Genomic DNA, 25,954 nt, shown 5'->3' on the forward strand with positions numbered 1-25,954 from the left:
CGCCTGCACGACGGCACATGACTGTTCAGGATCCGACCGGATTAAAGACGCACGCATAAACACGACACGGGACACTCCTTCTGGAATGTCCCGCGTGCGCTCCCATCATGCGACCAACGAGAAAAAACTGGTCTCAGGGAGACGGATCGCTCGATGCGTCCCGTTTGTTCTCGACCATCCCGCCATCATCGCCATTTTCGGGAGCGGTGTTTCCATCCTGCCCCGGCCGCCTGCGTTCGCTATAGGCCTGCGCCCGGTCAAACCAGGAAGCGGAGACGGTGTCATCCGGCGATGGCGCCCGTGAACCGATCGCACCGGCGAGCCGGGAAAACGGATCCTGTCCCGCAGCGACGGCCGGTCCCGTCTTCACCTCAGGGAGCAGCGAAGTGCGCGCCTCGATGATGCCGGCAAGCGTGAGAGATCCGGCCCGACGTCTCATACCTTCAAGAAGGAACCACGCTTCGTATTCTTCTCTGCTGTCTGTGCGCATGGCGAGCTCTTCTGTCAGGTCTGGCCAGCGACGTTCCAGCACTTCCCGGTCCCTCGCCAGATACAGCTGATTTCTTTCCGTCATTCCCGCAGATGGACCGGGCCAGTCCAGTCTGAATCCCGCCTCAGCCGCAAGGGATCGTGTGAATTCCCTGAGTGTCCGGCTGTTTCCCTCGGAATAGGGATGAATAAAGTCGAGATCCCCGTACAGTCCTGCCATCCGGCTGGAAAACTCCGGGATGCTCAGTCCGCGAAAACCATCGGGGCCGCCAGCCGTCTCAAGACGGGAGGCCAGCGCATCATTGATATTCTGCGACAGATACGGAACCTGCCAGGAAGAGCGGGTTCCTTCCAGCACCCGGTTCTTCACCCAGCTCTCTGCATCCGGCCTGGTCTGGCCCGGCCGATGCTCTGGTGAATCCTGAAAAATATAGGCGTGCAGCGCGTTCAGATGGGGAGCGTCAAACACCCCGGCCATGGGTTCCAGCCGGAGTTGCAGGATCCGGCCGAAACTCTTGCCCTCATCCTTCGTATACGAAGAAAGATCGTATGAGACAGGTTCCTTCGTCACCGATCCAGATGACGCTCCAGAGCCTCGAAATGCTCCCTGACCGTCAGTTCCCCGTCAATGAACCGGGTATTGATCCGCTCTATTTCCGCATCGAGAATCACGCCTTCAAGACGGACACTGCCGCGCGCGTAATCGACGGCTTCCCTGCGACGGCGCCGCTCCTCGGGGCTGATCTTCGGGCGGGAAACAAGGACTTCACTCATCTTCGCCTCTCCTCTTCTTCCGGACATCAAGACACGACGCAACGACCCGGCGCCGGGCCTCATCTCCATTGATTTCGCCACGCGCATACGCATCGAGCACATCTGCGTCGCGCGGGTCTTCGCGAAACCCATCGATCAGATTGTTCACGCGTGCCTTCCTGACGGCTTCAGTCCGGACCGCGATCTGCGCAGGCGTCAACATGGGGGCACCTCCTCATGCTCTGTCGCGGAGTGTATCATATTCACCCGTTTCGGGCAGTTTTTTCCTTTCCGGTTTATCGCGCGCTGTCGAGAAGCTTCTCCCGGGCGATTCTGCGCATCTCCAGGGCGCAACGCCGGAATTCGGCCCGCTGCCGGGCCGAAAGCTGCGGCAGGTGACAGAGCTGGTCGAGGCCCGAGGCCGCAGCCTCATGATTCCGCGCATAGGCGCGGGCCTGTCCGCGAGGAGCGGTCTGGCGCCTGATAAAAACGCTGCACATGGTGCTGACTCCGCACAGGGATTCCGGATGAAGGTGCGCCATTCCGGACCGTCTCCGGCCCGGAAAAAAAGCCCGACTCAAAACGGTATTTCGTCATCCAGATCCGATCCGCCGGGCGTGCTCCCGGCAGAACGCGGCGCCGCACTCCGTGATGGCCGGTCATCGTCAGACCGACCTTCTCCGGTGCTCCGGCCATTGGCCAGCACCTTTATGTTTCCGTCAAAGCGATCGATAATCACCTCGGTGGTGTAACGATCCTGTCCCTGCTGGTCAGTCCATTTCCGCGTTTCCAGATGGCCCTCGACATAGACGAGCGTGCCCTTCTGACAGCGACGTTCAATCACGCCCGAGAGGTGGTCGTTGAAGCACACAACACGGTGCCACTGCGTTTTTTCTCTCCGCTCGCCCGTATTGCGGTCATTCCATGATTCGCTCGTTGCTACGGCGATATTTGCGATTTTCCCGTCGCCTTCCCTGCGTGCCGCGAGTTCCGGATCCCGACCGAGATTGCCGACGAGGATGACGCGATTGACTGACTGGCTCATGACCTGATTTCCTTTTCTTTCCTTCCAGTTCCTCTCCGGCCTCTGCCGGGTCTCTGACCTGGTGCGGTCGCGCGGAAGCGGGCATCAGGCGGCGGGCGCAACCCCTCGGGGCGGCAGTGGTGCGGAAGCCGCCTGCGGCTTCACGGTGCCGTCCCGACCGAAGGCCTGGGGGTTGCGCCCGACGACGACCGCTTCAGACCGCAAAAACCAGGGCAGAGACCCGGCAGTGCCGGCGATCCCCTTTCCTCTTCTTCCTGATTTTTGATATTTCAGCGTTCTGACGACTGTTTTTTGCGTTTTCGCCGCTGTTTTCGCTTGTACAGCCCGATTCCGCGTACTAGACTCTCCTGACGAGAGAACGGGAGTTCAACATGGCTGTGATTACTGTCCTGGACGGCCACATCACCCTGAAAGCCGATTTTCATCCGGAGCTGGCCACACAGGCGCGGCGTTACCGGGGACGCTTTATGGGGAAAGAGACCGGCTGGTCCTTCAGGCACGAGCACGAGGAGGCGGTGCGGAATGTCTGCCGCACACTTTACGGCGTGGACGGCACGCCGGAAGCGTGGGCCGATCGCTGCAACGTGCAGATCGAAGTCAACGAGCAGAACATCCGCACACCGTTGTGGCGACAGTTCAACGCCGACATTTATGTCGCCGGTCGGCACGTAGCCGGTGTCTTCGGCCCGCGTCAGGTTCTCCGGACAGGCAAGGGCGTGAAATTCCTGCGTGGTGGGCCGTGCTGTGCCCTTCAGCACGGCGCCTATGAGATGGACGTGCCGTCCGGCACTCTGCTTGAAATCCGTAATTATCCTCGTGCGGCTCTCGACTTTCTGGCCCACTGCCTCGACGGTCACGGTTCATGGACCGTGGCGCGGGACTAGAACAGTCCCATCTGCACGGCTGGCGCGGCCGCGACCGGGGATACCGGCGCCACGCCGTGCTTCGCCATCAGGCGGACCAGTTCCGCCTTCTCGCGCGCATCCTGATCTTCCCGGGCACGGCTCGCCCATGCCTCGACCAGAAGGTTCTCACGGACACGCTGGCCGATTTCCCGTTCCACGTCCGACCAGACGAAGCCGGGATCTCCCCAGCAGGGATGTCGCGCAATCTGGTCAAGGAAATCCCGTCGTGTCACGGCGCTGTCGAACCATGTCTGAGCGAAGCCGTGTCGGTCACAGTGAGCAATGAACCCAAACATATTGCTCAGACGCTCATACAGGGACGCCGTGAATTTCTCGGCAGGCATTCCCTGAGCGATGAAGCGCAGCATGGCGTTACCCAGCTTCGCCTTTTCCTCGGTCGTCGCCCATCTGGTCGGTTTCAGGAAAGCCGGGTCGAGCGGCGGCGTGCGGATCCGCTCGCACAGGATCGGTGCGGGGGTCATGCGACCAGGCTCCGGTTCCGATACCTGTTATGGAACCGGCTGACATCGGGCAGACCGGGATACCGCCCTTCTCCCATGCCTTCCTCGTCCATATGCTCCAGATGGCGCACAGCCATTGTCACGCGGCGACCACTGGCAAGGCTGCGCAGTATCGCCAGATCCGAGCGCCCACGAATATAACGGTCCTCCCAGAACCCTGTAACAGGATTCCGCACGGCCGCGCCCATCTTCCCATTGAGAAAGCTCTCCACGATCCACGGTGTTGTCCGCCACGGGCGGCCGGAAACAGGAGCCGGGAGCCGGAAAATCGAGCCACTGGCCACGGTTCCGACGCGAAGCGGATTGTCGCCGCCCTGGAACGGCGACGTGTAATACTGACGGATCATGCCGCTTCTCCTTTTGTCTCAGAGCCTTTTTCCGCGCCGGACGCAGGACCGTTCAGGGCAAGCGCCTCGGCAGCGTCGCTCTCCACGGTCACGATCCATTTGTCCGTTCCGAGCAGACCGCTGCGATATGCGGTATCGAACCCGCGTGGTTTGCGGTCGCCCCGGCGGATATGCACGCCGATGGAGAACGACCGCCCGGGATGGTCAGTGGCGATCCTGTCGCCATAAAGCGTCACCGCCTTCGTGAGATCTGCCAGCGTACGGGCTTCGGTCATTCCCCGGTTTCCGAGGTGATCCATGGGCAGAGCGACCAGCACTTTGCCGGTGCCGGAAAGCCTGCGCACGGCAGGGGTCGCAATCAGAGCAAAGACAGGCATGACAGACTCCATCTGTAAAACACCCTTTTCGGGCATGTATTTTTCGGAAACTCTCAGGCAGCGGCCGCCACGTCCCCGATGGGCTGACGGCGCGTCGATGTGTTGAAAATGTATTCGGCAGCGGCCGACGCGGCGCTTGCGGCGGTGAAAATCGCGCGTTTGTCCGCCTTCAGAAGTTCCAGCCAGCTTCCAATGTAATCCACGTGACGGACGGTCGGCTCGATCTGCAGCTCCGCGCACACGAACGCTGACATCATCTCGGCGACCAGTTCCTCGGCGGCATAAGCGCGGTCTCCGAACCGTTTTCCGAATGTGCGGGCCAGCCGTTTTTCCGAGCCCGTCCAGTGTCCGATCTCGTGAAAGATCGTGCGATACCAATCGATTTGTGCAAAATAGGCCTGCTGGGGCGGGACACGGATATAGTCCGGCTCAGGCGCGTAAAACGCCTTATCGCCTCCCACCCGGATGTCTGCCCCGGTGTCGCGCATGAGCGCTTCAGCCTGCGGCACAATCTCACGCTCGGGCAACGGTGTCGGCGCCGCCCCCATGCCTTCCGGCAGGTTCTCGCACTGGTCCACATTGAACACCGTAAACCGCTTCAGGAACGGAATCGTCCGGGGATCGTCGGCCCCTGCTTCCGACTTCGGTGTGAAACGGTCGGCGTAGAAAACCGTCGTTCCTTTCTCTCCTTTTCTGACATTTCCGCCCTCGGCCAGCGCCTGCCGGAACGTCAGCCATTTCTGCGTGGAGAAGCCCTGCATTTCCACCGAACCCCACAACATCAGAATATTAATTCCGGAATAGGCACGGCCCGTCGTCGCGTTCCGGGGCAGGGCGACGCCGCAGTTCGAGCGGCCCCATGGGCACACCCACGGCACGGTGCCATTCTCAAGCTCGCGGATGATCCGGTCTGTCACGGTCTGATGGATGTCAGTGCGTTCGGTTCTGGCCATGATCTGTCTCCAAAACATGCGAAAGCCGCCCCGAAGGACGGCCATTCTCTGCTGCAGATGGGCGGACGGGTTTCACCCGAGATCGAGCACTCCGGTCGTGGGATCCAGGAACAGGTCCGGAAGCACGAGAGCGACGACCAGGGCGAGCGTCCAGAGGAGCACGAGCGCGAGAAACCTGATGATTTCAACGGCGGGATGGGGTTGGGGTGGAGAGACGGTGCGGTCCTGAGCCATTGTCCAGATCCTTTTTTCTGGCGTTTCTGACCCTTTCCGGCGACCGCAGGGCAGACTGACGGGCAAGGGCGCCGCGCAGCGGCGGGATCGGCCTGGCCCGCAGCGAAGCGAGGACACATGCCGACCCACCCCTTGCGCGGCAGGCTGAACTGTGGTGCCGATCCTCTTTTCCGTTTCCTTCCCTTCCTTTCTCAGATTTTCCCCTTTTTTTCTTGCCGCGAAGGCCCCTTCCCTTTCGTGCGTGACGGGCCGGCACGGGGCTTTTTTGGCGGTGCAAGGAAGGGGCATCGGATCTGTGTCGGGGACACGTCGATCCGGAAGCGACCGCGCGCGGTCGCCTCAAGCGCCTTGCGGATAGTCTCGGCAGACAGGAATTCCGCGCCATCATCCCCGCCAAAAGACGCACGTTTCACGTCATACCAGTCCTCGGAAGAGGCTTGCGGATCCGCCTCTCTGGCGTAGGCGACAAGGTTCACCTCACCGTTGTCGCCAGGGAGGCCCGGATGACCATTCGACATCAGATAGATCCCCTGGTCGCCCACCAGCATGAGACCAGAAGGGATCTTCGTCCGGTCAATATCCTCGTATGCGGGATGTCGGGTGTTCACCCCGGGCCGGAGATAGGTGGGGTCATAGAGCTGATCCAGCGTTGGCGTATGTTCGCTCGCGGCGTCAGCGTGGGCGAGCAGCCGCGTCACCAGGGCATGGTCGAAATGCAGTTTCATGATCGTCTTCCTTCTGTGTTCCTCCTGTGAGGACACAAAAAAAGCGGGACACTCTCGTGTCCCGCTCTTTCGTATTACAGGCCATGGTTCCGGTATCGCCGGTCATTCATCTTCATCATCAAAGAACTGGTACGCCTCTTCTACCGCACCGTCTGAATCAAACATGACGTAATCACATCCGTTACTTGCCGCATCTTCAAGAATTCGGCGAAGGCTGGCAGAACCCGGCCAGTCCGGCGAACAGCGGCGTTCACCCACCCAAACGAACCAGCCATGAGGACCGGAGAGACAGGACAGGCCGGTTGCACCGCCTGATTGTGCATAAGCCTCCAGCAACTCCCGATCTGACTTCGGCAGATGGCCGGTGCTGAGATCCATGAAACGTCTGATATGGGCATTCACCATGGAACTGTGCCTTTCTGTTCACGCCGCACTTTCGGGCGGACGGAAAAAAGAGGTGGTCAGGCAGACTGCGATTCCGCTATAATCGTGTTGCTGCCTGACGGGATTTGAAACAGGTGTGACCATAATGGACACACTTCGAGCGGCTTCCGGCTCAGCGGATCGCGATGAACTCGACATGCGATCTCAGGAACTCATCCGGGGTCTGCGGCGGTGGAAGCGGGCTCTCGTCCTCGTCGTCAGGATCACCCTCCCCTTCCTCTTCTGCCGCGCGCCGCGAAGGCCCGACCTCATCATCGTCCAGAGCAATCTCCTGCTCAGGTTCGGCCGTCTCCGCAACAGCCATCGCACCGCCATCCGTGACTGCGTCGTCGCTGGTTTCGGGTGGGGGTGGATTAAGGGCTTCCTGAAACGAGGCGTTCAGCTTCGCGACATCGAGCCCGAACCGGGCCTCGGGATGGACCCAGATCCCCTGCCCCGCCCGGTCCATCAGCGCCTTGCGCATCTCCTTGCCCGTGTTGCGCGGCAGAATGCCCTCGGCCTGAACCACCTTCGTGATGCCCGGCTTGCTGAGCGTCTTGAGGAAGTCCTCATCGGCCATGGTGGGGAGCCGGGCGTCGGCATTGACGATATGGCCGACCAGCACGCTCCATTCGCCGCTGTTCGTGCTATTTTTCTCGCAGGAGAGCACGGCTTTCAGCACGCGGATCGCCGCTCCGCGCAACAGGGTCTCGTCCAGCGCCAGTTCCCCGTCCTGAAACAGTCCGGCAGCCGCTACCAGCCTCTGCGAGGGCCGGCGCTGCGGATACCACGCGCCCGCATCTCCTTCGACCCGGACGTTCTGCGCGTTGAAGGCCGCGATCATCAGCCCGACCAGCGTCCACGGATCGACGCTCTCCTGCATCCCGTCCAGCGTCGCGTGCAGGGCCTGTGTCCGGAAGCTTCCGATCATGTCATGTCCGCGCCCGGAAATGTCCGCCCGTTCCTTCGGCACGTCGGGCAGCGCGTCAATCACGGCGGACGGTGTGATCCGGTTCGCGGCCGCGCTGCCGGCGAGAATGCACCAGCCACTTTCGACCTTCAGCCTGTGATTGAGCCAGAAGCACTTGGTCGCCCCTTCCCGCTCCCAGTAAATCCGGGCGCTTCCATCCTCGAACAGGGGCTCGCCATCCTCGTCGCTCTGCACGATCACCGCGTCTTCGGATGTGCTCTGGCTCAGCCACTGGCGCTGCGCCTTCTCATAGGCGATCCCGTCCTCGGTGTAGCGCCCGTCCTTGCCGGCCTCACCGAACAGATCCTCCTGCCAGACGATCCTGCAGCTTTTCGCGATGGCATCGTCAAAGGACGCATCGGCCGCGTAAAAACGATCCTGTCGCAGCGCCGAGGCAATCCGGCTCCAGTCGGGCTCGGCCGCTCCCGGCTGCCACGATCCGTCCGGCAGCCGCACCCGGTCTCCCTCGCAGGCCTCGACGTCTTCCGGGGGCTCCGTGCCGACCGGAAACCCGAAATAGCGCCAGACCTGTTCCTGCAGGCCTTTCGAGGCCAGCGCGATACTGGCCAGCTCACGGCTCTCCGGTCCTTTTCCGGCCTCGATCCAGGCGAGAATGTCCGGCAGGACCGATGACAGCCGGCTGATCTGTTTCAGCTGCACCGGCGTCAGCATCAGCGCCTTGCAGATCGCGGTGTCGTTCCACTGCTTTTCCGCCCGGAGCGAGGAGATGACCCGCCACTGTTCCACCTGTGTCATTGGCTGGCGGATCATGTTTTCCGACGCCGCGCGCATCCGGTCCAGTTCCTCGTCATCGCCCGCCACGACCACCTGAATCGTCTTCAGCCCGGCCTTCACGGCGGCGCGACGGCGACGATGGCCGGCAACGATCATCAGGCCATCCGGGGTGTCCCGGACCAGAGGCGGATGGATGATCCCGACCGCCTTGACGTTCAGCGCCAGCTGCCGGTCTTCCGTCTCGTTCGGGGCTGCGGTGCGGGGATTTTCGGGATTGTCGAGCAGCGTCTTCGGATCGACTTCGCGCAGTTCCATGGTTTCCACTCCTGTTTTCAGGACTCTTTCCTGATGCTTTTCCGGCAGGCAGCGGCGGACAGGCGGGGCAAGGGCGCCGCGCAGCGGCGGGATCGGCATGGCCCGCAGCGAAGCGAGGACACATGCCGACCCACCCCTTGCGGCGGCTGGCCGGAGATGGCAGCCGCTCTCAGGCTGCCGTCTCTTCCTTTTCCTTGTCCTGACCGTCATCATTCGCCGCCTCCTCTTCCGTCGAGGTGGCGGCGAGATCGTCTTCCAGCGCTTTCAGTTCGGCGCGCTTTTCATCGAGCATCGCCTGTTCGGCGAAGGGCAGACCCAGCCGGGACTGGTAGGACGGCAGGCGACGCTCTGCTTCCTCCCGCGTCCTGATGGCGTCGCGCAGCGCATCATCAAGCCGGAGCAGCGCGTGCTCGATGCGCGAAACCAGCCCGAGACCTTTCGTGTCCTCTTCGATCGTGACGGTGATGCGGCCCGACCGCGCTTCGAGGAACAGCGTCACATCGACGGTGCGCTTGTCGGAGCGCCGGATCCAGCTCGGTTCGGCCTCGCATACGACAGCGAAGCCCCCGATCTGTCCGAGGGTCCACTTCCCTTCCTCGCCGTTCTTCGCTGCCATCCGCACCTGGGACAGGAGCCACGATCCGGCCTTCTCGCGCTCCGTCACATTGCCTTTCTCACGACACAGCGCGAAGGCCTCGCCTCTGGTGGGCTGGCGGACAGCAAGATCCGCCTCGATCAGCGGGATCAGACGGTCGGCGCCAGCAATCTCGCGCTCAGCCCGCTCAATGGCGCGCTTCACCGCGAACTGATCATCGTAATGGGCAGCCGCCAGCCGCTCCAGCCGCGCCAGATCGGCTTCCAGCCCGGCCTTCTGCATCAGGCGCGCATCGCCCGAGGCCAGAGCCTTGGCCATGGCGAACTGGTTGCCCCCCTCCCCGCCAATGTCCTCGATCCGGCGGATGGACCGGTCGCCCGACATGGCGAGGCCGATGAAACGCTGCTTGCGCTCCAGAAGCTGCCAGTTTGTCGCGTCAACGGACCCCTGCCGGGCATAGGCGTACAGCTCGATTTCCTCGTGCTGATTGCCCTGCCGCTCGATCCGGCCCTCGCGCTGGATGATGTCCGAGACCAGCCACGGCACATCGAGATGATGCAGGGCTTTCAGCCGCTGCTGGGCATTGACGCCCGTGCCCATGGTCGCGGTCGAGCCGATCAGGATCCGCTTGCGTCCCGCATTGAGGTCGCCGAACAGCTTCTGCTTCGCAGCGCTCTTTTTGTAGTGCTGCATGAACGCGATTTCCGCGCGCGGCACGCCCATGCGGATCAGCTCGTCACGGATCCAGGTGTAGGCCGAGAAGCCCCGCGTCTCCATCGCGCTCTCGGTGCCGAGGTCGGAGAAGATCATCTGCACCGCGCCCGGCAGATCACAGGGCCGGCCGGTCTCCGGATCGGTATAGCGGTTGTCCGACGTTTCCTGCCAGATCCGGAACACGTTCCCGATCATCAGGTTCAGCTTCGAGCTGTCATCATTCGCGGCCAGGGGCGCCACGAACCGCAGATCGATCGACGCGTGACGGGCGTCGGTGATGACGGACAGAAGGATGTCGTCGCCCTTCTGTGGCCGGCCCTCGCGCGCCTCGATGGCGTCGATCCGCGCCGCGAGCGTCTTCTGATACGCCCGGAAGTTGTCGTTCGTCGGGGCGACGATGATCTCGCGCCGGCCTCCCCGGATCGCCGGCAGTTTCACATACTGGCGCAGGTCATCCTGCTGAACGACATCAGCGAAGTCGCGATACATCGCCATCAGATCGGCGACATTCACAAACTCTGTGAAACGTGTGACCGGCTTGTAAAGGCCGCTCGGCTGCAGCTCCAGTTCGGTGCGGGTTTCGCCGAAATTCGCCGCCCAGGCATCGAACTCATGCAGGAAGCGCTTCTGCAGGGCTTCGAGATCCATATAGCGGCTGACCGTCCACATCTCGGCCAGTGTGTTCGTGATCGGCGAACCGGACGCCATGATCAGAGGCCGTTCCGGATTCTTCGCTGCCAGATAGCGGGTTTTCACGAACAGATCCCACGCCCGCTGTGAGCCGTTCGGATCGACGCCTTTCAGGTCGGACTGGTTGGTGGCGAAGCTCAGCTTGCGGAACTGCTGTGCCTCATCGACAAGAATCTGATCGATGCCGATTTCGCCCAGATGCAGAAGGTCGTCCTTGTGGCCGGAGAGGCCTTCCAGCTTCGCCTGCATCTTCTCCTTCATGCTCTCGATCCGCTTGCGCGAGAGCCGGTCATCCGCATCGACGCTTTCCAGCACTTCCTCGAAGGAGGCGATCTGCTCCTCGATCATCCGGCGCTCGAAATCCCCCTCGACCGGAATGAATTTGAACGCATCATGTGTGATGATGATCGCGTCCCAGTTGCCGGTCGCGGCCCGGGCGAGGAAACGCTGCCGTTTCGCCTTCACGAAGTTGGTCTCATCGGCGACAAGGATCCGCGCCGTCGGGTAGAGCATCAGGAACTCGCGCGCCATCTGTGCCAGACAGTGACCGGGCACGGCGATCATCGCCTTGCTGATCAGGCCGAGACGCTTCTGCTCCATGACGGCGGCGACCATCGAGAACGTCTTTCCCGAGCCGACGGCGTGGGCGATATACGTGCCGCCAGCCGCGATGATCCGCCAGATCACCCGCTTCTGGTGGCTGCGCAGGCTGATCGTGGTGCTGGCGCCGGGCAGGCGGAGATGGGAGCCGTCGAACTCCCGCGCCACGAGGTTGTTGTAGGTATCGTTATACAGCCGGACCAGCCGCTCCGCCCGCTCGCCGTCCTGCCAGACCCATGTCTCGAAAGCACGCCTGATCGCCGCGAGTTTTTCCTTTGCGGCTTCCGTTTCCTTCGTGTTGAGCTCGCGGTGCTCATTGCCGTCACCGTCGCGCCAGACGTCCCAGATCTTCGGTGACGCCTGGGTCAGCGCATCTTCCAGCAGCTCGCCCGCATGGCGGCGTTCCGTCCCCCAGACAGAGGTGGCCTCGGCCTTGCCCAGGAAGCCCCGCTTCTCCACCGTCCAGCACGCTACGGCGGCGGAATGATGGATCGTGGTTTCCACCCCCAGAACCTCGGCGGTACAGGCGACGATGTCGCTGACCGGCAGCCAGGGCGCTCCGAGGCGCGCCGTGATTTCGGACGGGCGCAGATCGGCCGGCTGCACGGCTTCCAGCGCCGTCACATTGCGGGCGTAGCGGGGGTCGGCCCGGGCCGCATCGCGGGCCTGCTCCAGTTTTGTGCGCACCGCGCCGGAGAGCATCTCATCCGACGTGACCCAGACATCGCGCCCGTCCGTGCTGCGCTCCGGGTCGAGATACACCGCCTCGCCAAGGGCTGCGACGACATCGCCTTCGGGCTGTCCCAGAAGCTCGGCGATGCGCGGCATCTCCACGCCACCCGTTTCATGCAGACAGACTGCCAGGGCATCGTGCGCGGAATGGATCTCCGGCTCGACCGGGGCGTGGATCACCCGCTCCGAGAAGATCGGTCCCATCCGGCCCTTCTGTGTCGCATCGTCATACTCTTCGATCGAGGAGACCAGCCAGACATCCGGGTCGTCGTAGAACGGCGTCAGGTTCGGCCGCCGCTGGGTCTCGTCCTCCACCCCGGTTTCCGGATCGACGCGGACGGTGACGTTCGTCAGGTTGATCGGACCGTACTGCCGGACAAAGCTGAGATAAGCCCGCTTCAGCTCACCCTGCAGGCGGCCATAAGGCAGGTTTTCCATCTGTGCCCGCAGGACCGTCCGGGCGGCATCGCGGATCGGCACGAGAGCGGAGATGATGCGGGCGTGCTTCTGGAAAATGCCCTCCTTCTGCTCGCCTTTTCTGATCGGGACCGTCACCGCCTGTCCGTCCGCAATCTGCTGCAGGACGCCCCTGGTGACGAAATACGAGCCTTCCTTCAGGAGGGCGCCGTCCGCTGCGGTGCCGACCAGAACGTCGGATCCTGCCGGCCTGACGATGCGCTGCTCCGCCGGGGCCGGGAACCGCACATCCTGCCCGATCCGGGCCAGAGCCGTGGGCAGCACAGCATCGGGGGCGAGCCCGTCCGCCGCCTCGCAGGTGTAATCCGGGCCGAACTGTGTCGTGGTCCAGCCATGACGGCCCGCCACCTGTTCCGGACGGTCGAGGAAATAGCGGCTGATCACCAGCGGTCCGTTGCCCTGGTTGCTCCCGGGCACCTCGCCGGTTTCCAGCCAGTTCTCATCTCCGGGCAGATCGCCGATCCCGCGTTTGCGGAACACGAGCACATCAATGACCACATCGGTGCCGGCGTCGTTCCGCATCGTGCCGGCAGGCAGGCGCACCGCCCCCACGAGGTCAGCCATCTCCGCGATCGTGCGGCGGGCGGTGCTGTCGGTCTTATCCAGCGTGTAGCGGGAGGTCACGAACATCGCGACGCCGCCCGGACGCAGCGCCTCCACGGAGCGGGCAATGAAATAGTCATGCAGGCTCAGTCCGAGGCGGGCCAGGCCTTCCGGTCCGCGCACGGTGCGATTGGAAAACGGCGGATTGCCAATGGCGAGATCGTATCCGGCCGCCAGCTTCGCCGTGGTGAAATCCTCGCTGCGGATCCACTGGTTCGGATAGAGTCTGCGCGCGATCCGCGCCGTGATCGGATCATTCTCGATTCCGGTGAAGGCGATCCGGCCTTCAAGGTTTTCCGGGCGGGCGGCAATGAAGAGGCCGCTTCCACAGCCCGGTTCCAGCACGGAACCGCCTCTGAAGCCCATGCGCAGCGCCGTATCCCACAGGGCACGCACGATCGTCTCGGGCGTGAAATGCGCATACTGCGTGGCGCGTTTGAGCCCTGCCCGCTCCGCGTCCGTAGTCGTGGCCAGCAGGCTCTCCCCGATCTCCTCCCACCCGGTCTTGAAGCCGTCCTGGCCGGGCGGGAACAGATTGTTCGCCAGGTCCCCTGCCCCGAAGCCGATAAACCGTGACAGCACGACCTGTTCAGCGGCCGTGGCGTTGCGGTCTTCCTCTTCGAGTTCTCTGAGCAGGGCGATGGCCAGCACGTTGTCGCGGGCGCGCTGCCGCCAACCGTCTGCGAGGCCGCGTGTGCCGCAGAGACGGAAGTCGGTCTGAGGAATGGCGAGCGAGGCAACGGGTACGGACGAGGCGGGGACGGGAGATGTTCCCTCTTCTCCTTCGAGTTCGCCCCAGAAAAGATCGCTCTGCGGATCGCCGAGTGCGGTTGTGCCAAAAAGGCTGAGCTGGAGTGACATGACCGGGCTCCGTACAAACGCCGGCGCCCGGTCCTGCTCGCGCAGGCCGGGGGATTGCCGGGTTCAGGTTTTCAGGGTGTCAGGAAAGGCTTTTTCTCTTTCCTTCAGCCTTCATCGCGACCGGGTCGGCCGGGGGGACGCAAGGGCGCCGCGCAGCGGCGGCACCGCATCCCGCGCACAGACGGCGAAGCCGGCGAGCACGGGGAGGAGCCACCCCTTGCGGCGCGCCGGCCGATCTGGTGCGAAGGTTCTAACTAATTTCAGGATTACTCGCATTAATATCTATAATACGTCTGATGTATATTTTATCATATTGTGTGGTTTAGGAGTATTGTAGATTTCTATTCTCAAAATAAATGTCATTTTAGAGTGTTGTTGCTTCTTTTGTTCTTTGAACTTCTTTCTTATTGTTTGTGGCGAGGTTGAGTTTCGCGTGAAAGGGACAATTATCCCCAAGGACATCGTTAAAAGGTTATTTTAAAGTTGTTAAAGAGTTATAGGGCAAAAAATGTAATATATATCAATAGGTTATCATGAGTATTTGTGCTCGATATTCCGAAGATGCGTGCGCGATGTTCTGTTTGGTTTTGTGCGCGATATACCGTTTGGCTGTGCTTGATGTTCCGAACGAATGTGCGCGATGTTCCGTTGTCGCGGTGGCGATCTGTGGATAACTGACAATCGAGTTGTGTGCACCGCCGTTAAATCGTGGCGCGAGTCGATTATATCTTGCGATCTGCAAGTAAAATCGCGCTGTCTCGCTCATTTTGGGACTGTTGCATAAAAGATCGGAATATCGCGCACGCATGCTGCGTGAGTTCCGACAGCGACCGTGAATGTGGCCAAAGGAAAGTGTAAAGAGCAAACATCGGAACATCGCGCACACCGTTTACAGCGACGGAGCGGGAAGTTTCCTGATGAGTGTCCAACGCTCAGGCAACTTCGACGGATCGGAATATCGCGCACATGACGTGGAATCAGATGCTCGCCGCCGTGTGTTCGCTGTCTCGATGCTCGAATACAACAACAGGCCGTCCACCTCTCGGGCCGAGTTCCAGCGCCAATTTATAATCTGGGATCACATCATCGTTGATGATCTTCAGGAGATCTCGTTTGAAGAAACGCAGTTCGCGTGACGTCCCAATCTTCTTCGCCAGTTTTTCAAGACTGATTCGCCAGGAGTCTTGGTTACCAAGATGCTTACGCCCGATCTCATATAATCGTCGACCGAGGCCACTCTCAAGATCGAAATAGGTGGGATTGATTGTCAGCACGCGTCTCTCTTTGACCAGCGCGCGAAACATCCAATCGTTCAGAGTAATCTCGATCGCGGCCATAATTTTTCGGCCCGTTGACGTCTTCCGTTCTACCACGCGCCAGGTCTCAATCCAGCCAAAACCCCGCCTATCTCTCTCGTCCGCTGATTCAATGGAGGTCATGATGTTGGTCGATCGAAGACGGAACAGCGCATCGAGAAGGAGCTCATAGCTGCGTTTTCCTGTTCCGCGGCCTGTGACTCGCAGAAGATCGTGAGCCGCGAAGCGGACAGTATGATCAACATCCATACCTCGTTCGATACGCTCGTTAATCAACGAGACAACGTACAGAAGAACGTCTTTATCCCAGATTGTGGCTAATCCCTTTGGTCCGGGTTCGATCGTAATTTGAGTTCTTCCATCGTCATAAATCAGCGGCTCCATTCTGGGCTGTTTCTGGATGCTAAAAAACGGGAACTCCATAAGTGCCCTGTCGTCTTTGAGGGGAGCTCCCACAAGAGAGTCGATAAAGAGGTCGGTTTCGTTTCCAGCCATAGGTTACCGGCTCCCGAGGAATGTGCGCGATGTTCCGAATAGTAGGAGGATGGTGAGGTTAAGGGTCAAGGATTTTCATCCTTGGCTTGCTCCAGTATCTGGTCGATTTCAGCCCTGAGCATGTGCAGTCGGGTGCGGTCGAGTTCGGTGAGATTGACATGTTGAGCCCGAACCTGGCTCAGACGGTGGGCCATCTTCTCGACAGATCCAAAAGTAAAATGTCTTGGTTTGCCCAGTTGTTGTTCTGGGTCCCGAACACCATCTAATTTTCCGAGACGAATGGCTTTAACGGTAAGCTGCCCGGATTTTGCTTGCTCGATAAGCTCATTGCGCCGATCTGGGTCTTGAATACGCGCGAGTTCGACCAGCGCGTTTCTTGCTACCGCACGTTCGGACGCTAGTTCGTTCAATATCTCCGGGGGCAAGGTCAGAATCTTGAGGATGGCACTGACTTCAGCGCGGCTCTTGCCCAGCGCTTCGGCCGCCTGCGTCTGAGACCAGCCTTTTTGGGTAATCAGACGATCTATAGCGGTTGCCTCCTCCTGTGGATTCAAGTCTATTCTCTGCAAATTTTCTAATAGAGATGCGATCTCCGGATCGCCGTCGTGCTCAATTCCAAGCAGCGTGTTCCAGCCGAGGAGCTTTGCGGCGCGCCAACGACGCTCACCCGCTACAATCGTCCATTTCGGATGCTTGGCGGTACTGTCCTGTGCTCGCCTGACAAGGATGGGCTGGAGCTGTCCTTCAGCATCCATCGTCTCTGCAAGTTTTGTAATGCTTTCTTGTTCAAATGTTTTTCTTGGCTGGTCCGGATCCGGCGCAGTACTCGCGACTTCCACTTCGAAAGTGTGTCGAAATCTTCCTCCTTGCCGGATGAAGTTATTGCCAGCATCAGTGACTAGTCCCGCAGCCACACCAAGAATGGGTGATGGAGCTTTTGTCTTTCGCTTCGTTGTCATTAGGGAGCTTCCTCCAAGGTCTGGATTTCGGCGAGCGGCAGGTGTGTCCTTGATTGAAGTGCTTTGGCGAGGTTCAGATACGGGACCGTGGCGTTTGCCGAAGGTGATGCTTCAAGAGCGACGCGTCCTGCACGCGCAGCGTGGCCGTATACTGCGCTGGCTGGAACTGGTTGCAAGACGGGCGCACGGTCTTTCATCATCAGCCACAAATGATGAAGCACTTCGCGGTCGACAGATTTTCTAACGCTGTACTGGGTTGGGAGAATTCCTGCCAATCTTAAACTTGGATTGAGACGTCTCTGTATTTTTCCTATTGTCCCGATAATAAGTCCGACGCCCATAGTGTCGTAGGGCTCAGTTCTAACGGGCACGATTGCTTCGTCGGCCGCCGCTAAACTCATCCATGTCAGCATTCCGAGATTGGGGGGGGCATCGATTACGATCCAGTCGTAATGCGCTCGCGCGGGCTCTAACGCTTCGCGGAGAGCTGCGTCGAAGCCAGGCTCTCGCTTTCCGTCTGTTTCGGCCAAATCAATGTGGCTTGCTATGAAATCGAAAGGTAGTGACCGGCCGTCAGGCAGCACACCTGCGTGCACTATCACTTCCGAAATAGGCTTGCCTCCCAAGACCAGATGGGCTGTGGTTTTCCCTTGGTGGTAAAGGTCAGTATTCGTGCCAGCTAGGATACCGGCTGTGGCTGTAGCTTGCGGGTCCATATCGATCAAAAGAACTCGGCAGCCCAACAAGGAGAATGCATACGCAAGATTGAGGGATGACGTCGTTTTTCCGACACCACCCTTTTGATTGGCGAGGACCAGGACCCGCGCTGTATCCTGGATAGCGCCAGTCATGCTTTCGATTATGTCGGCGACATCATCGGGGATAGGTTCCTTATCGTTTTCCCATCGGCTTATTTTGGGTTTGTCATAGCTTCTGCCTAGCCGACGGTTTAGTTCATCCTTAAGTTCGCCTTGGCTTAAGCGCAGATTTAGCCGGCTGTTGCGAAGTGCCTGCCCATTCACGTGCAATTCTCCAGGTTCTTAATGCTGCGTTACTCAACGCCATCAACATCAACAATGATGGTTGATGTTGTCTTTATCTTACGCTCGGAGTCAAGCTCTCGCGCCAATAATTGCCACTCGGACTGCGAAAAGGTTGGCGTGTGGAGGTCCGGCGCTCAATCGTTCCCGTATGGACACCTTGATGTTCTGACGTCAGAACATCGTCTCAACGTTACGGAGTCGGTCGTAGTTGGTTCGCAACGGTGTGGGCGGCGAGTCGATTGGTATGTGTTGCCGGTCGACGAATCTGAGGAATGCTCAGGTTACTGTGATCCATGTTCTGACGTCAGAACATGGCCGGTGCTGTAATCAGGTCGATCGGAGATTTGGAGACTGGCGCCACTAACGACCTCTCTCTCTGGCATGCCTGCTCCGTCTGAGTATTTAAATCAGTTGGTGCTATTGCACATGTGCATGTGTTTGGTCGTGTTAAGCGACTAATGTCAGTTCTAGGACCATTGTACGAAAACGAATATTCGTTCTGGTACGTGGAGGTGGCGTCGCATCGTGCTTGTATGCTGGCCCTTGCGGGCGCCATCGTGTTCAGGAGACCATGCGGCGCTCAAATGATCGGACGGACCGGTTGCGCCTCATCTGGCGCGCTCGAAACATGGGAATGCCGCGCGAATCATTACTGAAACCACCTGCAGCCTTCCGGTCGCACTCTTTTCTTTGCGACGGCGTCGGAAGACGCGGAACTCTTCCAGCAACTGTGCTTTCCGAGAATTCTATAAAAAGCAACAAAGGGTGATTATAAGGCGCCGCTCGCTACGCCAATCAGCAGATCCGGCGCTGGATGGAAGCGGGATGTTTCGAGGCTCTGGTCCACGATCTCCGGTCCGGCTGCATCTGACTGCGGGTCAGGTCAGTGACTTTCAAAGGGGCTGATAACCTGCTGAACAACCATCCGGATGAAACATCAGAAGTCATGGGGGACGGCGGCTATGACAGCAATAAAATCAGGCAGTCGCTTGCAAACCGGCATGTCACCGCCTGTTTTACGCCGAAGAAGAACCGGAAATCAAAGCCACCTTCCGGCTGGCATCTCTATAAAAAGCGCCACATCATCGAAAATATGTTCGTAAAACTGAAAAGCAGGAGGCGTGTCGCGACCAGATATGACCGCTGCGCTCGTACTTTCATGTAGCCGATCCACATCGCAGCAAGCTTCATTTTTTATCTCAAAGAATGAATATCTGCGTTGGTCAAGTGTGGCGTGGTTCCCATAATCGGTCATTGCGTAACAGAACATTTGCCAGAATGACAAGACGCCGCATGAGAGCGGTCAGAGCCACTTTTGCGTGCTTTCCCTTATCCGTCAGACTAGGACGTCTTGTGAGTTAATTCCCATGATGGTGGAGACCTGTTGCACTGCTGCGATGGAGGTTGACTTCAGCTTGGCATAGCGTGTCGCCTAGCCTCTGAACTGCTTCAGTTTGAAGAAGATGCGTTCGATGATGTTTCTGTTTTTGTTGAGTTGAAAGCTGATTTTCCGTGGATAGCGATGGTTTTTCCTTGAAGGGATGACGACTGTAATCTGCCGCTCTTTGAGTTTTTCGATTAGCGATCGGCATCATAGACGTTGTCGGCGGTGAAAGGTTTCGGAATCGGTTTCATTGAGCAATGGCTTAATTTTACTGATGTCGGTCCTTTATCCGGGAGTCAGGGATAGCGTCACAGCCTTTCCCACGGCATCGACAACAGCGTGGATTTTCGTGGTCAGTCCGCCGCGGGACCGTCCGATGGCCTGAGCCGCGCCCCCTTTTTACGGGCACCCGCACTATGCTGGTGAGCACGGACTATTGTGCTGTCGATCATCATGTATTCGCTATCATGGTCAGCAGCCAGATACCGGAAAATGCGCTCGATCACACCGCTTTCGCACCAGCGGCGCAGTCGCCGGTGGACATTCTTCCAGTCTCCCAAACGGGTTGGCAGATCACGCCAGGCAGTACCTGCGCGGTAGCGATACAGAACCGCTTCCACAAACAGACGGTTATCCGCGGCTGTATATCGTCGACGTGGCCTTCACGATCCGGGAGAAGGCCTTTTATCCGAGCCCACTGACCATCGCTCAGACCATACCGCCGCATCAACAAATCTTACCCGAAAAACAGGAAGAAAACATCATAAAACGCGTCAACGTACAAGGTCAGTATCGCTATCCGTTAACTGACGACATCGTCTAACTGAAGTTCTTGTTTTCAAGTTAAATTTCGTAATAGAAACGCGTTTGTCCGCTCTTAAATAAATAGATGGCTACTTCGGAGACGTTAATGGGACATATAACAGGGTTAATCGACCAGCATTGGCCATGGGTCTCTGCTCACGGCTTCACGCTCCTTGCTGGTGCTTGGGCAGTTTTTATGGGTTTACTTTCGAATAATAATGCTCAAAAAGCGGCGCTCTATGATGAAGATATTCCAGAAGAACGAAACAAGTTAAAGTCTGAATTCAATAAAATAACGGATTTTCAGTATAAATTTTTTATACCAATCTCCATGTTTATCGTATTAGCGATAATTCCGTACACAAACGAAGGTGTGTATCATGATTATGCGGAAATAGGTTTTGGAAATAGGTTTTGGAAAGTGGTTTTTAATAGACTGTGCATTTAGTTTAATCGCTTTTTCCTTCTTCTTTTTGATCACAAAGAATACAAAAAATGGTCAAAAACCTAAAATAATTATTCTAGCATCGGTACTTGCTATTCTTGTTGTTGCCATTATTCTAAGGATCAATATAGCAATATTTTCGGGAGTATGGTATAATATAATTGGAAAACTTTCAATACTTGCGATGGCATCTTTTATTTGTTATTTGGTAGCACCTTACGTGAAATTATTTCTAGATAAAAATAAGATGAAGTTGTTTTGGTTTAGCGCTATATTTAATTGTATAGTATATGCAAGTTTATTGTATGGTATCTCTATTTTTACATTTAATATAATAACTAAGTATAGTATAATATAGTCCCAAATAAGGGTGATTTGCCACAGCAAATCACTCTACGTTGGATACTCTCCGGGTCGTTCGCGTCTTAACAACTGTCGTATTTAGCTATATATCTTGTATCAGACTTACGCGAATACCTCCTTTTTGTTCTATTAACTGATTCGTGGACAGTCCGCTATTCCCCAGATTGTGTTGAAAAATTCTCGTTGCGGTTGGTGATGAAAGCACTCGTGGGATCAGCCTGATTTGTCTCTTTGCCACCCCTGTCGCTATCGCCATGCGGAGTGGAGCGAGTTTTGCCATCTTGAGGAGGTTGGGGGCGGTTGCGGCGAGGAGAAACTCATCATGAGCGCCCTTTGGGGCGCGCAATCGCAGGCGATACAGTTTCAGAATCCCCTTGAGGTGGACAAACAGCATCTCGACGCGGATTTCTCACACTTGAGGCAATTTCGGGTCATTTTGTAGAATTCAGTCATCCCACAGGAGCCCGATCTGGAATATTGACGATATTCTGCTTCTGGCGGCGGGTTCTGAACGCAGTGAGGGTGTCACGGCCTGAGAAGGCAGTGTTGGTGGAAGCTATGTGGTCTGTGCACTGTCTGTTTCTTCAGATGGCCTGCCGGAGCCTTCGCAATCGTGCATGAGCGAGGGCGAATTCATGCTGACAGGGGAACATGTCCGGCATGGACAGGACAATCCGACGGACGCTGAGCGTTACACGTGTCGCGATTTTGAGCAGTCGTGCGCGTATGGTGCCACAGGTCGCCGTCTCCAGGCTGGTCTGCCCAAGGGCCATCTTTTGCAGAGCGGTGAGCAGGACGTAGGCGGCCGCGGAGAACCATAGCCTGAGCTGGTTGGCTCGCATGGTATGGGAGGACGTCCTGTCTGAGAACAGATCCATCTGGCATTCCTTGATCCGGTTCTCCATATCTCCGCGTGCGCAGTAGACCTGTTCGTAGAGATGGCGGGGGTCGGACATTCCCTGTGGTAGCGTGGTGACAATAAAGCGATGATAGCGGTTGCCGTGGCGCCATTCGGCCTTGGCCACCACCCGCCTGCGGTGCGTCCAGCTGTCCTTTGTGATCCAGTCAAAGGAGGCGAAACCGCGCGCCGCTTTGCCTGTCGTGGCGGCTTCGTCACGAACCTCAGCGGACAAAGAGGCAATCCGGTCATACAGGCGGGTGTTGCCTGCAAGCCCGAACAGGAAGTCAACGTGGTTGTCTTCGCACCATGTCATCAGACTGTCCCGGGCGAAACCGCTGTCCCCGCGCACCAGAATACGCACCCTGGGCCAGCGGTTCCTGATCTGCTGCACAATCCGGCGGATGTCAGCCAGCACTTCCTTCCCCGGGTCCCTGTCTGCCGTGCGCAGGGTAGCGCTGAGGAGATGATCCCCGCAGAAGATGTATAGCGGCAGATAGCAGTTATGGCCGTAATACCCATGAAAGGCCCGGCCTTCCTGATGGCCATGGATACGATCATCGGTCGCGTCCACATCCAGAACGATCCGGGCGGGTGCGCGCTCATGCTGGTCCATGAAGAGCGTCACGAACAGCTCCGCCAGGACCTCATGATCAGCAATGATGCGGCAGTAACGATCTGCCTTGTGCCCACTGCGCTCCAACCGGTTCAGTGTAGATTTGCCAGCCAATGCTGCGCAGTTTGCCCGGCCTCCTGACAGACGGCCCGAGGCCAGACCAAAGATCAGGTCATGCCGCAGGGCATCGTGATCATTGAGATCTTCATAGCCCAGTGCCAGGCCCAAGATCCGCTGACGGACAAGGTCTTCAACCCGGTATTCCACAAAGGCAGGATGCCGCTTATCGCGAAAACAGGCAGCAAAGCGGCGGCTGAGACCCAGAATGTCATCAGCCTGCTTCACCAGAATGACGCCCCCATCCGAACTCATGCGACCCCCGTCAAAACGGGCCACAACACGCCGTCCACAGGAGGCTGGAAACTCATACGCGCCTGCGCTACACTCTGTCTGCATCGGGTTTTCTTGATGATTATGGAAATTTCTTTTCTACAAAACAGACTTTTTCATAATCTAACCCGATGCACAACCCTTCTGTGAGATTTCCGCGTCGACCTATCAGGGAGAGGATCATGACCGAAAAGACACTTGAGGCCGTTGTTCTGGCAAAGCGTCCTGACGGAAGTATTACGCCGGATGTTTTCGCGACAGTGGAACGTCTCTGGCCCGCGATAAAGGAGGGTGACGTGCTGACACGCACCCTCTTTGCTTCCGTCGATCCCTATATGCGGGGCATTCTCAACGAGGGGCGGACCTATCGTGAAGGACTGGCGGTTGGCGACATGATCCCTGGCGAAACCGTGGGACAGGTCATCCAGTCGAAGCACCCAGCCTTTCGTGAAGGCGCGGTCGTTTCCGGTGCGTTTGGATGGGCGACGGTGCTGGCAACTCCCGGGGACAGGCTGGTCCGGGTTCCCGATGATGTGCCACCGTCAACCTATCTTGGTGTGCTCGGTATGCCTGGTACAACCGCCTATTCGGGTATGACGGATATCGGACAGCCCAAGGCAGGGGAAACGGTTGTTATCTCTGCGGCGTCCGGTCCCGTAGGCGCAACAGCCGGGCAGATAGCCAGGAGAGCAGGAGCGCGGGTGATCGGTATCGCGGGCAGCGTGGAGAAATGTGCGTGGGTCACGGAAATCGCCGGATTTGATGGATGCATCAATCATCATGAAAATCTCGACGAACAGCTTGACGCCCTCTGTCCTGACGGCGTCGATGTCTACTACGAGAACGTTGGGGGTACAGTAGGCCAGGCTGTGATCAGGCGGTTACGTAATCATGCCCGGGTTCCGATCTGCGGTCTGGTCGCTGACTATAATGATCGCGACTATAGCGGGCTGGCGCATGCGCCCACAATCAGCGCGGCTATGCTGCTGTTTCGCAGAGCCCGCATCGAGGGCTTCATTGTCGGTGACCGGCCGGAGCGGTTTGCGGAATGGCGCGCTTTGGCAACTCCCTGGGTTCAGGAAGGTTCTCTTGTTTATAAGGAACAGATTGTAAAGGGTCTGGATCAGGCCCCTCTCGCCCTGGCTGGACAACTGAGTGGACAGAATTTCGGCAAACTTCTTGTGCAGGTTGCAGACGTTCCGACAAACCATGAGTGAGAGTCAACGGAGACAGAAAGTCTGTTTCCTGGGGTCAGTATGCGCAATCGCTCTGGCCCTGATGCCTTGCGTGCCTGCGCAGGCAGCGGACAAGGCGTGGTGTTCCGTATCTGATCCGCAGGCTGCAGGGACTATGCCCGCGCTTCTTCGCCATCTGGCTTCTGTCCGGAACCGGCCGCCAGCGCCTCTGCCACGGGTGCACACGGAAGGCACGTTGCCGCATCACGGTATTTAGGACGAGAGCGTCTCCTCAAAATATGACCTTAAGCTCATGCAAGAGGCAGCGCTGGCCTGGCATGCCGGAGCAGATGACGAATGGCTGAATTTTGCCCGTCGCTATCTGATGGCGTGGATAAAGACCTATAAGCCGAGCTTCAACCCGATCGACGAGACAGGTTTTGACACTCTGATCGACACTTATGTGATGATCGGCCCCTCGCTCCCCGCCTCGGAACGAGAACAGGTCCGATCCTATCTTCAGGATTGGGGTTGGGGATATGTGACAGCCATTATCCATCACGGGCGACGTGCGATCTGGATCAATAACTGGCAGAGCCACCGGATCAAGCTGGTGACAATGATCGCCGTAGCGATCGACGATACCCCGCTGTTTGACAAGGCACGCGATCTTTTCCGCAAGCAGATACAGGCCAATATCGCACTAGACGGGACCACTCTGGATTTTCGGGAACGGGATGCGCTGCACTATGTCGTCTACGACCTTCAGCCGTTGATCCAGGCCGCTCTTGCCGCCAGAACACGCGATGAGGACTGGTATCACTGGACGAGCGATGACGGCTCTTCTCTGGCGAATGCCATGACATGGCTGCTTCCCTATCTGAGCGGAGAGAAGCGACACAGGGAGTTTGTACATTCAGCCGTACGCTTTGACGCGATCCGCGCACAGGCCGGGCTGAAAGGCTATTCGGGCCTTTTGATCCGCGGACGGCTGGCGCGCTTGTGTGGCTTGCTTCCGCTTTCGACCCGCGTTTTCGTCTTCTCGCGACCCAACTCGCATCACATCCGCCGCTGTTTATATCGATGTGTGGTCAATGAGCGATGCCGTTTATGAAAAAGGACGGGGAGGGAGACTGTTTCTTATCCGAAATGGTCTCTTGTGGTCCGGCATTTTGCAGGACCCAGTCACGGGTTAACTGAGGCGGGAGAGGTTTGAATGATCGTGCAGCGTCAAGTGCGTCGGTTATTGCTGCATCGCCTACACTGTAAGCCGGGTCAGGCGTCAGGTATGCTGGTGGATCCGGACGTCCTTCTGTCATATTTGATGGACACCTCCTCCGCAGCACCCTGAGGCACAGAAATCGGGGAAAAATACTTCCCGTTCAATGATACATCAAAGTTATTGCCTTCGACGCGGATTTCTCACATTTTGTCTGAAGAGTGTTATTCTCTGTTCTGAGAGCTGTGTCCTGTGCGTCTGATCTGGAATGACAACGGCATTTTGCCTCTGGAGGCAGATTCTGGACGCAGTTGGGGTCTTAGCGCCTGAGAAGGCGGTGATGGCTGTGAGTATGTGGCCTATGCTCTGTCTGTTTCGTCAGGAAGCCTGGCGGAGCCTTCGCAATCGTGCATGAGCGAGGGCGAATTCGTGCTGGCAAGGGAATATATCGGGCATGGACAGGACAATTCGACGCACGCTGACCTTTACGACTGTTGCGATTTTGAGCAGTCGTGCGCGTATGGTGCCACAGGTCGCCTTCTCCAGAGAGGTCTGCCCAAGGGCCATCTTTTGCAGAGCGGTGAGCAGGACATAGGCTGCGGCCGAGAACCACAGCCGGAGCTGGTTGGCCCGGATGGTATGGGAGGATGTTCTGTCTGAGAACAGATCCAGCTGGCATTCCTTGATGCGGTTTTCCATATCCCCGCGTGCGCAGTAAATCTGTTCGTAGAGATGGCGGGGGTCGGACATTCCCTGCGGTAGCGTGGTGACAATAAAGCGATG

The 25,954-nt window shown here is 58.2% G+C and carries 24 protein-coding genes and 2 pseudogenes; 5 read left to right on the plus strand and 21 right to left on the minus strand.

The window, feature by feature from the left end:
- Positions 1-133 precede the first annotated feature (133 nt).
- The 5 genes from GVI59_RS15090 to ssb all read right to left on the minus strand — a co-directional run bounded on the left by GVI59_RS15090 (position 134) and on the right by ssb (position 2,287).
- On the minus strand, positions 134-1,060 hold the full coding sequence (locus GVI59_RS15090) for a Fic family protein (RefSeq protein WP_173574976.1): 927 nt from the start codon (positions 1,058-1,060) through the stop codon (positions 134-136).
- Complete coding sequence (locus GVI59_RS15095) at positions 1,057-1,263, minus strand: antitoxin VbhA family protein (RefSeq protein WP_173574977.1); 207 nt, start codon at positions 1,261-1,263, stop codon at positions 1,057-1,059. The genes GVI59_RS15090 and GVI59_RS15095 overlap by 4 nt, the downstream gene beginning before the upstream one ends.
- Positions 1,256-1,465, minus strand: coding sequence for an antitoxin VbhA family protein (locus GVI59_RS15100; protein ID WP_173574978.1), 210 nt, complete (start codon positions 1,463-1,465; stop codon positions 1,256-1,258). The genes GVI59_RS15095 and GVI59_RS15100 overlap by 8 nt, the downstream gene beginning before the upstream one ends.
- A gap of 73 nt (positions 1,466-1,538) precedes the next feature.
- The gene (locus GVI59_RS15105) at positions 1,539-1,784 is read right to left on the minus strand and encodes a hypothetical protein (RefSeq protein ID WP_173574979.1); all 246 of its coding nucleotides are present in this window, start codon (positions 1,782-1,784) and stop codon (positions 1,539-1,541) included.
- Between the two features lie 35 nt (positions 1,785-1,819).
- Positions 1,820-2,287, minus strand: a complete 468-nt coding sequence (gene ssb, locus GVI59_RS15110) for a single-stranded DNA-binding protein (RefSeq protein WP_173574980.1) — start codon at positions 2,285-2,287, stop codon at positions 1,820-1,822.
- A 371-nt stretch (positions 2,288-2,658) separates the two neighbouring features.
- Here ssb and GVI59_RS15115 point away from each other — a divergent pair, with 371 nt between their 5' ends.
- Positions 2,659-3,171 carry a hypothetical protein gene (locus GVI59_RS15115; RefSeq protein ID WP_173574981.1) on the plus strand — a complete coding sequence of 171 codons (513 nt, stop codon included), beginning with the start codon at positions 2,659-2,661 and terminating at the stop codon, positions 3,169-3,171.
- Here GVI59_RS15115 and GVI59_RS15120 read toward each other — a convergent pair.
- The 12 genes from GVI59_RS15120 to GVI59_RS15175 all read right to left on the minus strand — a co-directional run bounded on the left by GVI59_RS15120 (position 3,168) and on the right by GVI59_RS15175 (position 17,856).
- Entirely contained in the window at positions 3,168-3,674 is a 507-nt protein-coding gene (locus GVI59_RS15120) for a hypothetical protein (protein ID WP_173574982.1), read from the minus strand. The two genes, GVI59_RS15115 and GVI59_RS15120, sit on opposite strands and share 4 nt — an antisense overlap.
- Entirely contained in the window at positions 3,671-4,060 is a 390-nt protein-coding gene (locus GVI59_RS15125) for a hypothetical protein (protein ID WP_173574983.1), read from the minus strand. Before GVI59_RS15125 ends, GVI59_RS15120 begins: the two co-directional genes overlap by 4 nt.
- On the minus strand, positions 4,057-4,437 hold the full coding sequence (locus tag GVI59_RS15130; RefSeq protein ID WP_242013143.1) for a hypothetical protein: 381 nt from the start codon (positions 4,435-4,437) through the stop codon (positions 4,057-4,059). Before GVI59_RS15130 ends, GVI59_RS15125 begins: the two co-directional genes overlap by 4 nt.
- A 53-nt stretch (positions 4,438-4,490) precedes the next feature.
- Positions 4,491-5,390, minus strand: a complete 900-nt coding sequence (locus GVI59_RS15135; protein ID WP_173574985.1) for an ArdC family protein — start codon at positions 5,388-5,390, stop codon at positions 4,491-4,493.
- Between the two features lie 72 nt (positions 5,391-5,462).
- Positions 5,463-5,624, minus strand: a complete 162-nt coding sequence (locus tag GVI59_RS15140) for a hypothetical protein (protein ID WP_166318482.1) — start codon at positions 5,622-5,624, stop codon at positions 5,463-5,465.
- 191 nt (positions 5,625-5,815) lie between these two features.
- The gene (locus tag GVI59_RS15145) at positions 5,816-6,349 is read right to left on the minus strand and encodes a DUF3085 domain-containing protein (protein ID WP_173574986.1); all 534 of its coding nucleotides are present in this window, start codon (positions 6,347-6,349) and stop codon (positions 5,816-5,818) included.
- Positions 6,350-6,451: 102 nt separating this feature from the next.
- Positions 6,452-6,754, minus strand: coding sequence for a DUF5983 family protein (locus GVI59_RS15150; protein WP_173574987.1), 303 nt, complete (start codon positions 6,752-6,754; stop codon positions 6,452-6,454).
- Between the two features lie 151 nt (positions 6,755-6,905).
- Positions 6,906-9,005 carry a ParB/RepB/Spo0J family partition protein gene (locus GVI59_RS15155; RefSeq protein ID WP_242013144.1) on the minus strand — a complete coding sequence of 700 codons (2,100 nt, stop codon included), beginning with the start codon at positions 9,003-9,005 and terminating at the stop codon, positions 6,906-6,908.
- Positions 8,962-14,064, minus strand: coding sequence for a lactate dehydrogenase (locus tag GVI59_RS15160; RefSeq protein ID WP_173574988.1), 5,103 nt, complete (start codon positions 14,062-14,064; stop codon positions 8,962-8,964). Before GVI59_RS15160 ends, GVI59_RS15155 begins: the two co-directional genes overlap by 44 nt.
- Positions 14,065-15,041: 977 nt before the next feature.
- On the minus strand, positions 15,042-15,875 hold the full coding sequence (locus GVI59_RS15165) for a replication initiator protein A (RefSeq protein ID WP_166318844.1): 834 nt from the start codon (positions 15,873-15,875) through the stop codon (positions 15,042-15,044).
- Positions 15,876-15,940: 65 nt separating this feature from the next.
- The gene (locus tag GVI59_RS15170; RefSeq protein WP_166318847.1) at positions 15,941-16,834 is read right to left on the minus strand and encodes a ParB/RepB/Spo0J family partition protein; all 894 of its coding nucleotides are present in this window, start codon (positions 16,832-16,834) and stop codon (positions 15,941-15,943) included.
- The gene (locus GVI59_RS15175) at positions 16,834-17,856 is read right to left on the minus strand and encodes a ParA family protein (protein WP_264806386.1); all 1,023 of its coding nucleotides are present in this window, start codon (positions 17,854-17,856) and stop codon (positions 16,834-16,836) included. The genes GVI59_RS15170 and GVI59_RS15175 overlap by 1 nt, the downstream gene beginning before the upstream one ends.
- A 907-nt stretch (positions 17,857-18,763) precedes the next feature.
- Between GVI59_RS15175 and GVI59_RS19460 the strand changes: the two genes are divergently transcribed.
- A complete protein-coding gene (locus GVI59_RS19460) occupies positions 18,764-19,042 on the plus strand; it encodes a transposase (RefSeq protein ID WP_198911733.1) in 279 nt (92 codons plus the stop codon).
- A 171-nt stretch (positions 19,043-19,213) separates the two neighbouring features.
- Here GVI59_RS19460 and GVI59_RS15185 read toward each other — a convergent pair.
- Positions 19,214-19,988 (minus strand): annotated as a pseudogene (locus tag GVI59_RS15185) (IS5 family transposase).
- Positions 19,989-20,171: 183 nt separating this feature from the next.
- Between GVI59_RS15185 and GVI59_RS15190 the strand changes: the two are divergent.
- Positions 20,172-20,513: a hypothetical protein gene (locus tag GVI59_RS15190; RefSeq protein WP_166318850.1), complete on the plus strand. Its 342-nt coding sequence runs from the start codon at positions 20,172-20,174 to the stop codon at positions 20,511-20,513.
- A 622-nt stretch (positions 20,514-21,135) separates the two neighbouring features.
- Here GVI59_RS15190 and GVI59_RS19095 read toward each other — a convergent pair.
- Positions 21,136-21,276: pseudogene (locus tag GVI59_RS19095) on the minus strand (IS5/IS1182 family transposase); the annotation flags it as partial.
- A gap of 181 nt (positions 21,277-21,457) precedes the next feature.
- Positions 21,458-22,843 carry an IS1380 family transposase gene (locus GVI59_RS15200; protein WP_173574989.1) on the minus strand — a complete coding sequence of 462 codons (1,386 nt, stop codon included), beginning with the start codon at positions 22,841-22,843 and terminating at the stop codon, positions 21,458-21,460.
- Between the two features lie 116 nt (positions 22,844-22,959).
- Between GVI59_RS15200 and GVI59_RS15205 the strand changes: the two genes are divergently transcribed.
- Complete coding sequence (locus GVI59_RS15205) at positions 22,960-23,994, plus strand: NADP-dependent oxidoreductase (protein WP_035366779.1); 1,035 nt, start codon at positions 22,960-22,962, stop codon at positions 23,992-23,994.
- Positions 23,995-24,265: 271 nt separating this feature from the next.
- Entirely contained in the window at positions 24,266-25,066 is an 801-nt protein-coding gene (locus GVI59_RS15210) for an alginate lyase family protein (RefSeq protein WP_173574990.1), read from the plus strand.
- A 483-nt stretch (positions 25,067-25,549) separates the two neighbouring features.
- Here GVI59_RS15210 and GVI59_RS15215 read toward each other — a convergent pair.
- On the minus strand, positions 25,550-25,954 hold a 405-nt coding region (locus GVI59_RS15215), incomplete at its 5' end, for a transposase (RefSeq protein ID WP_173574991.1).

It is taken from the genome of Acetobacter sicerae, assembly GCF_011516765.1.
GTDB lineage: Bacteria > Pseudomonadota > Alphaproteobacteria > Acetobacterales > Acetobacteraceae > Acetobacter > Acetobacter sicerae.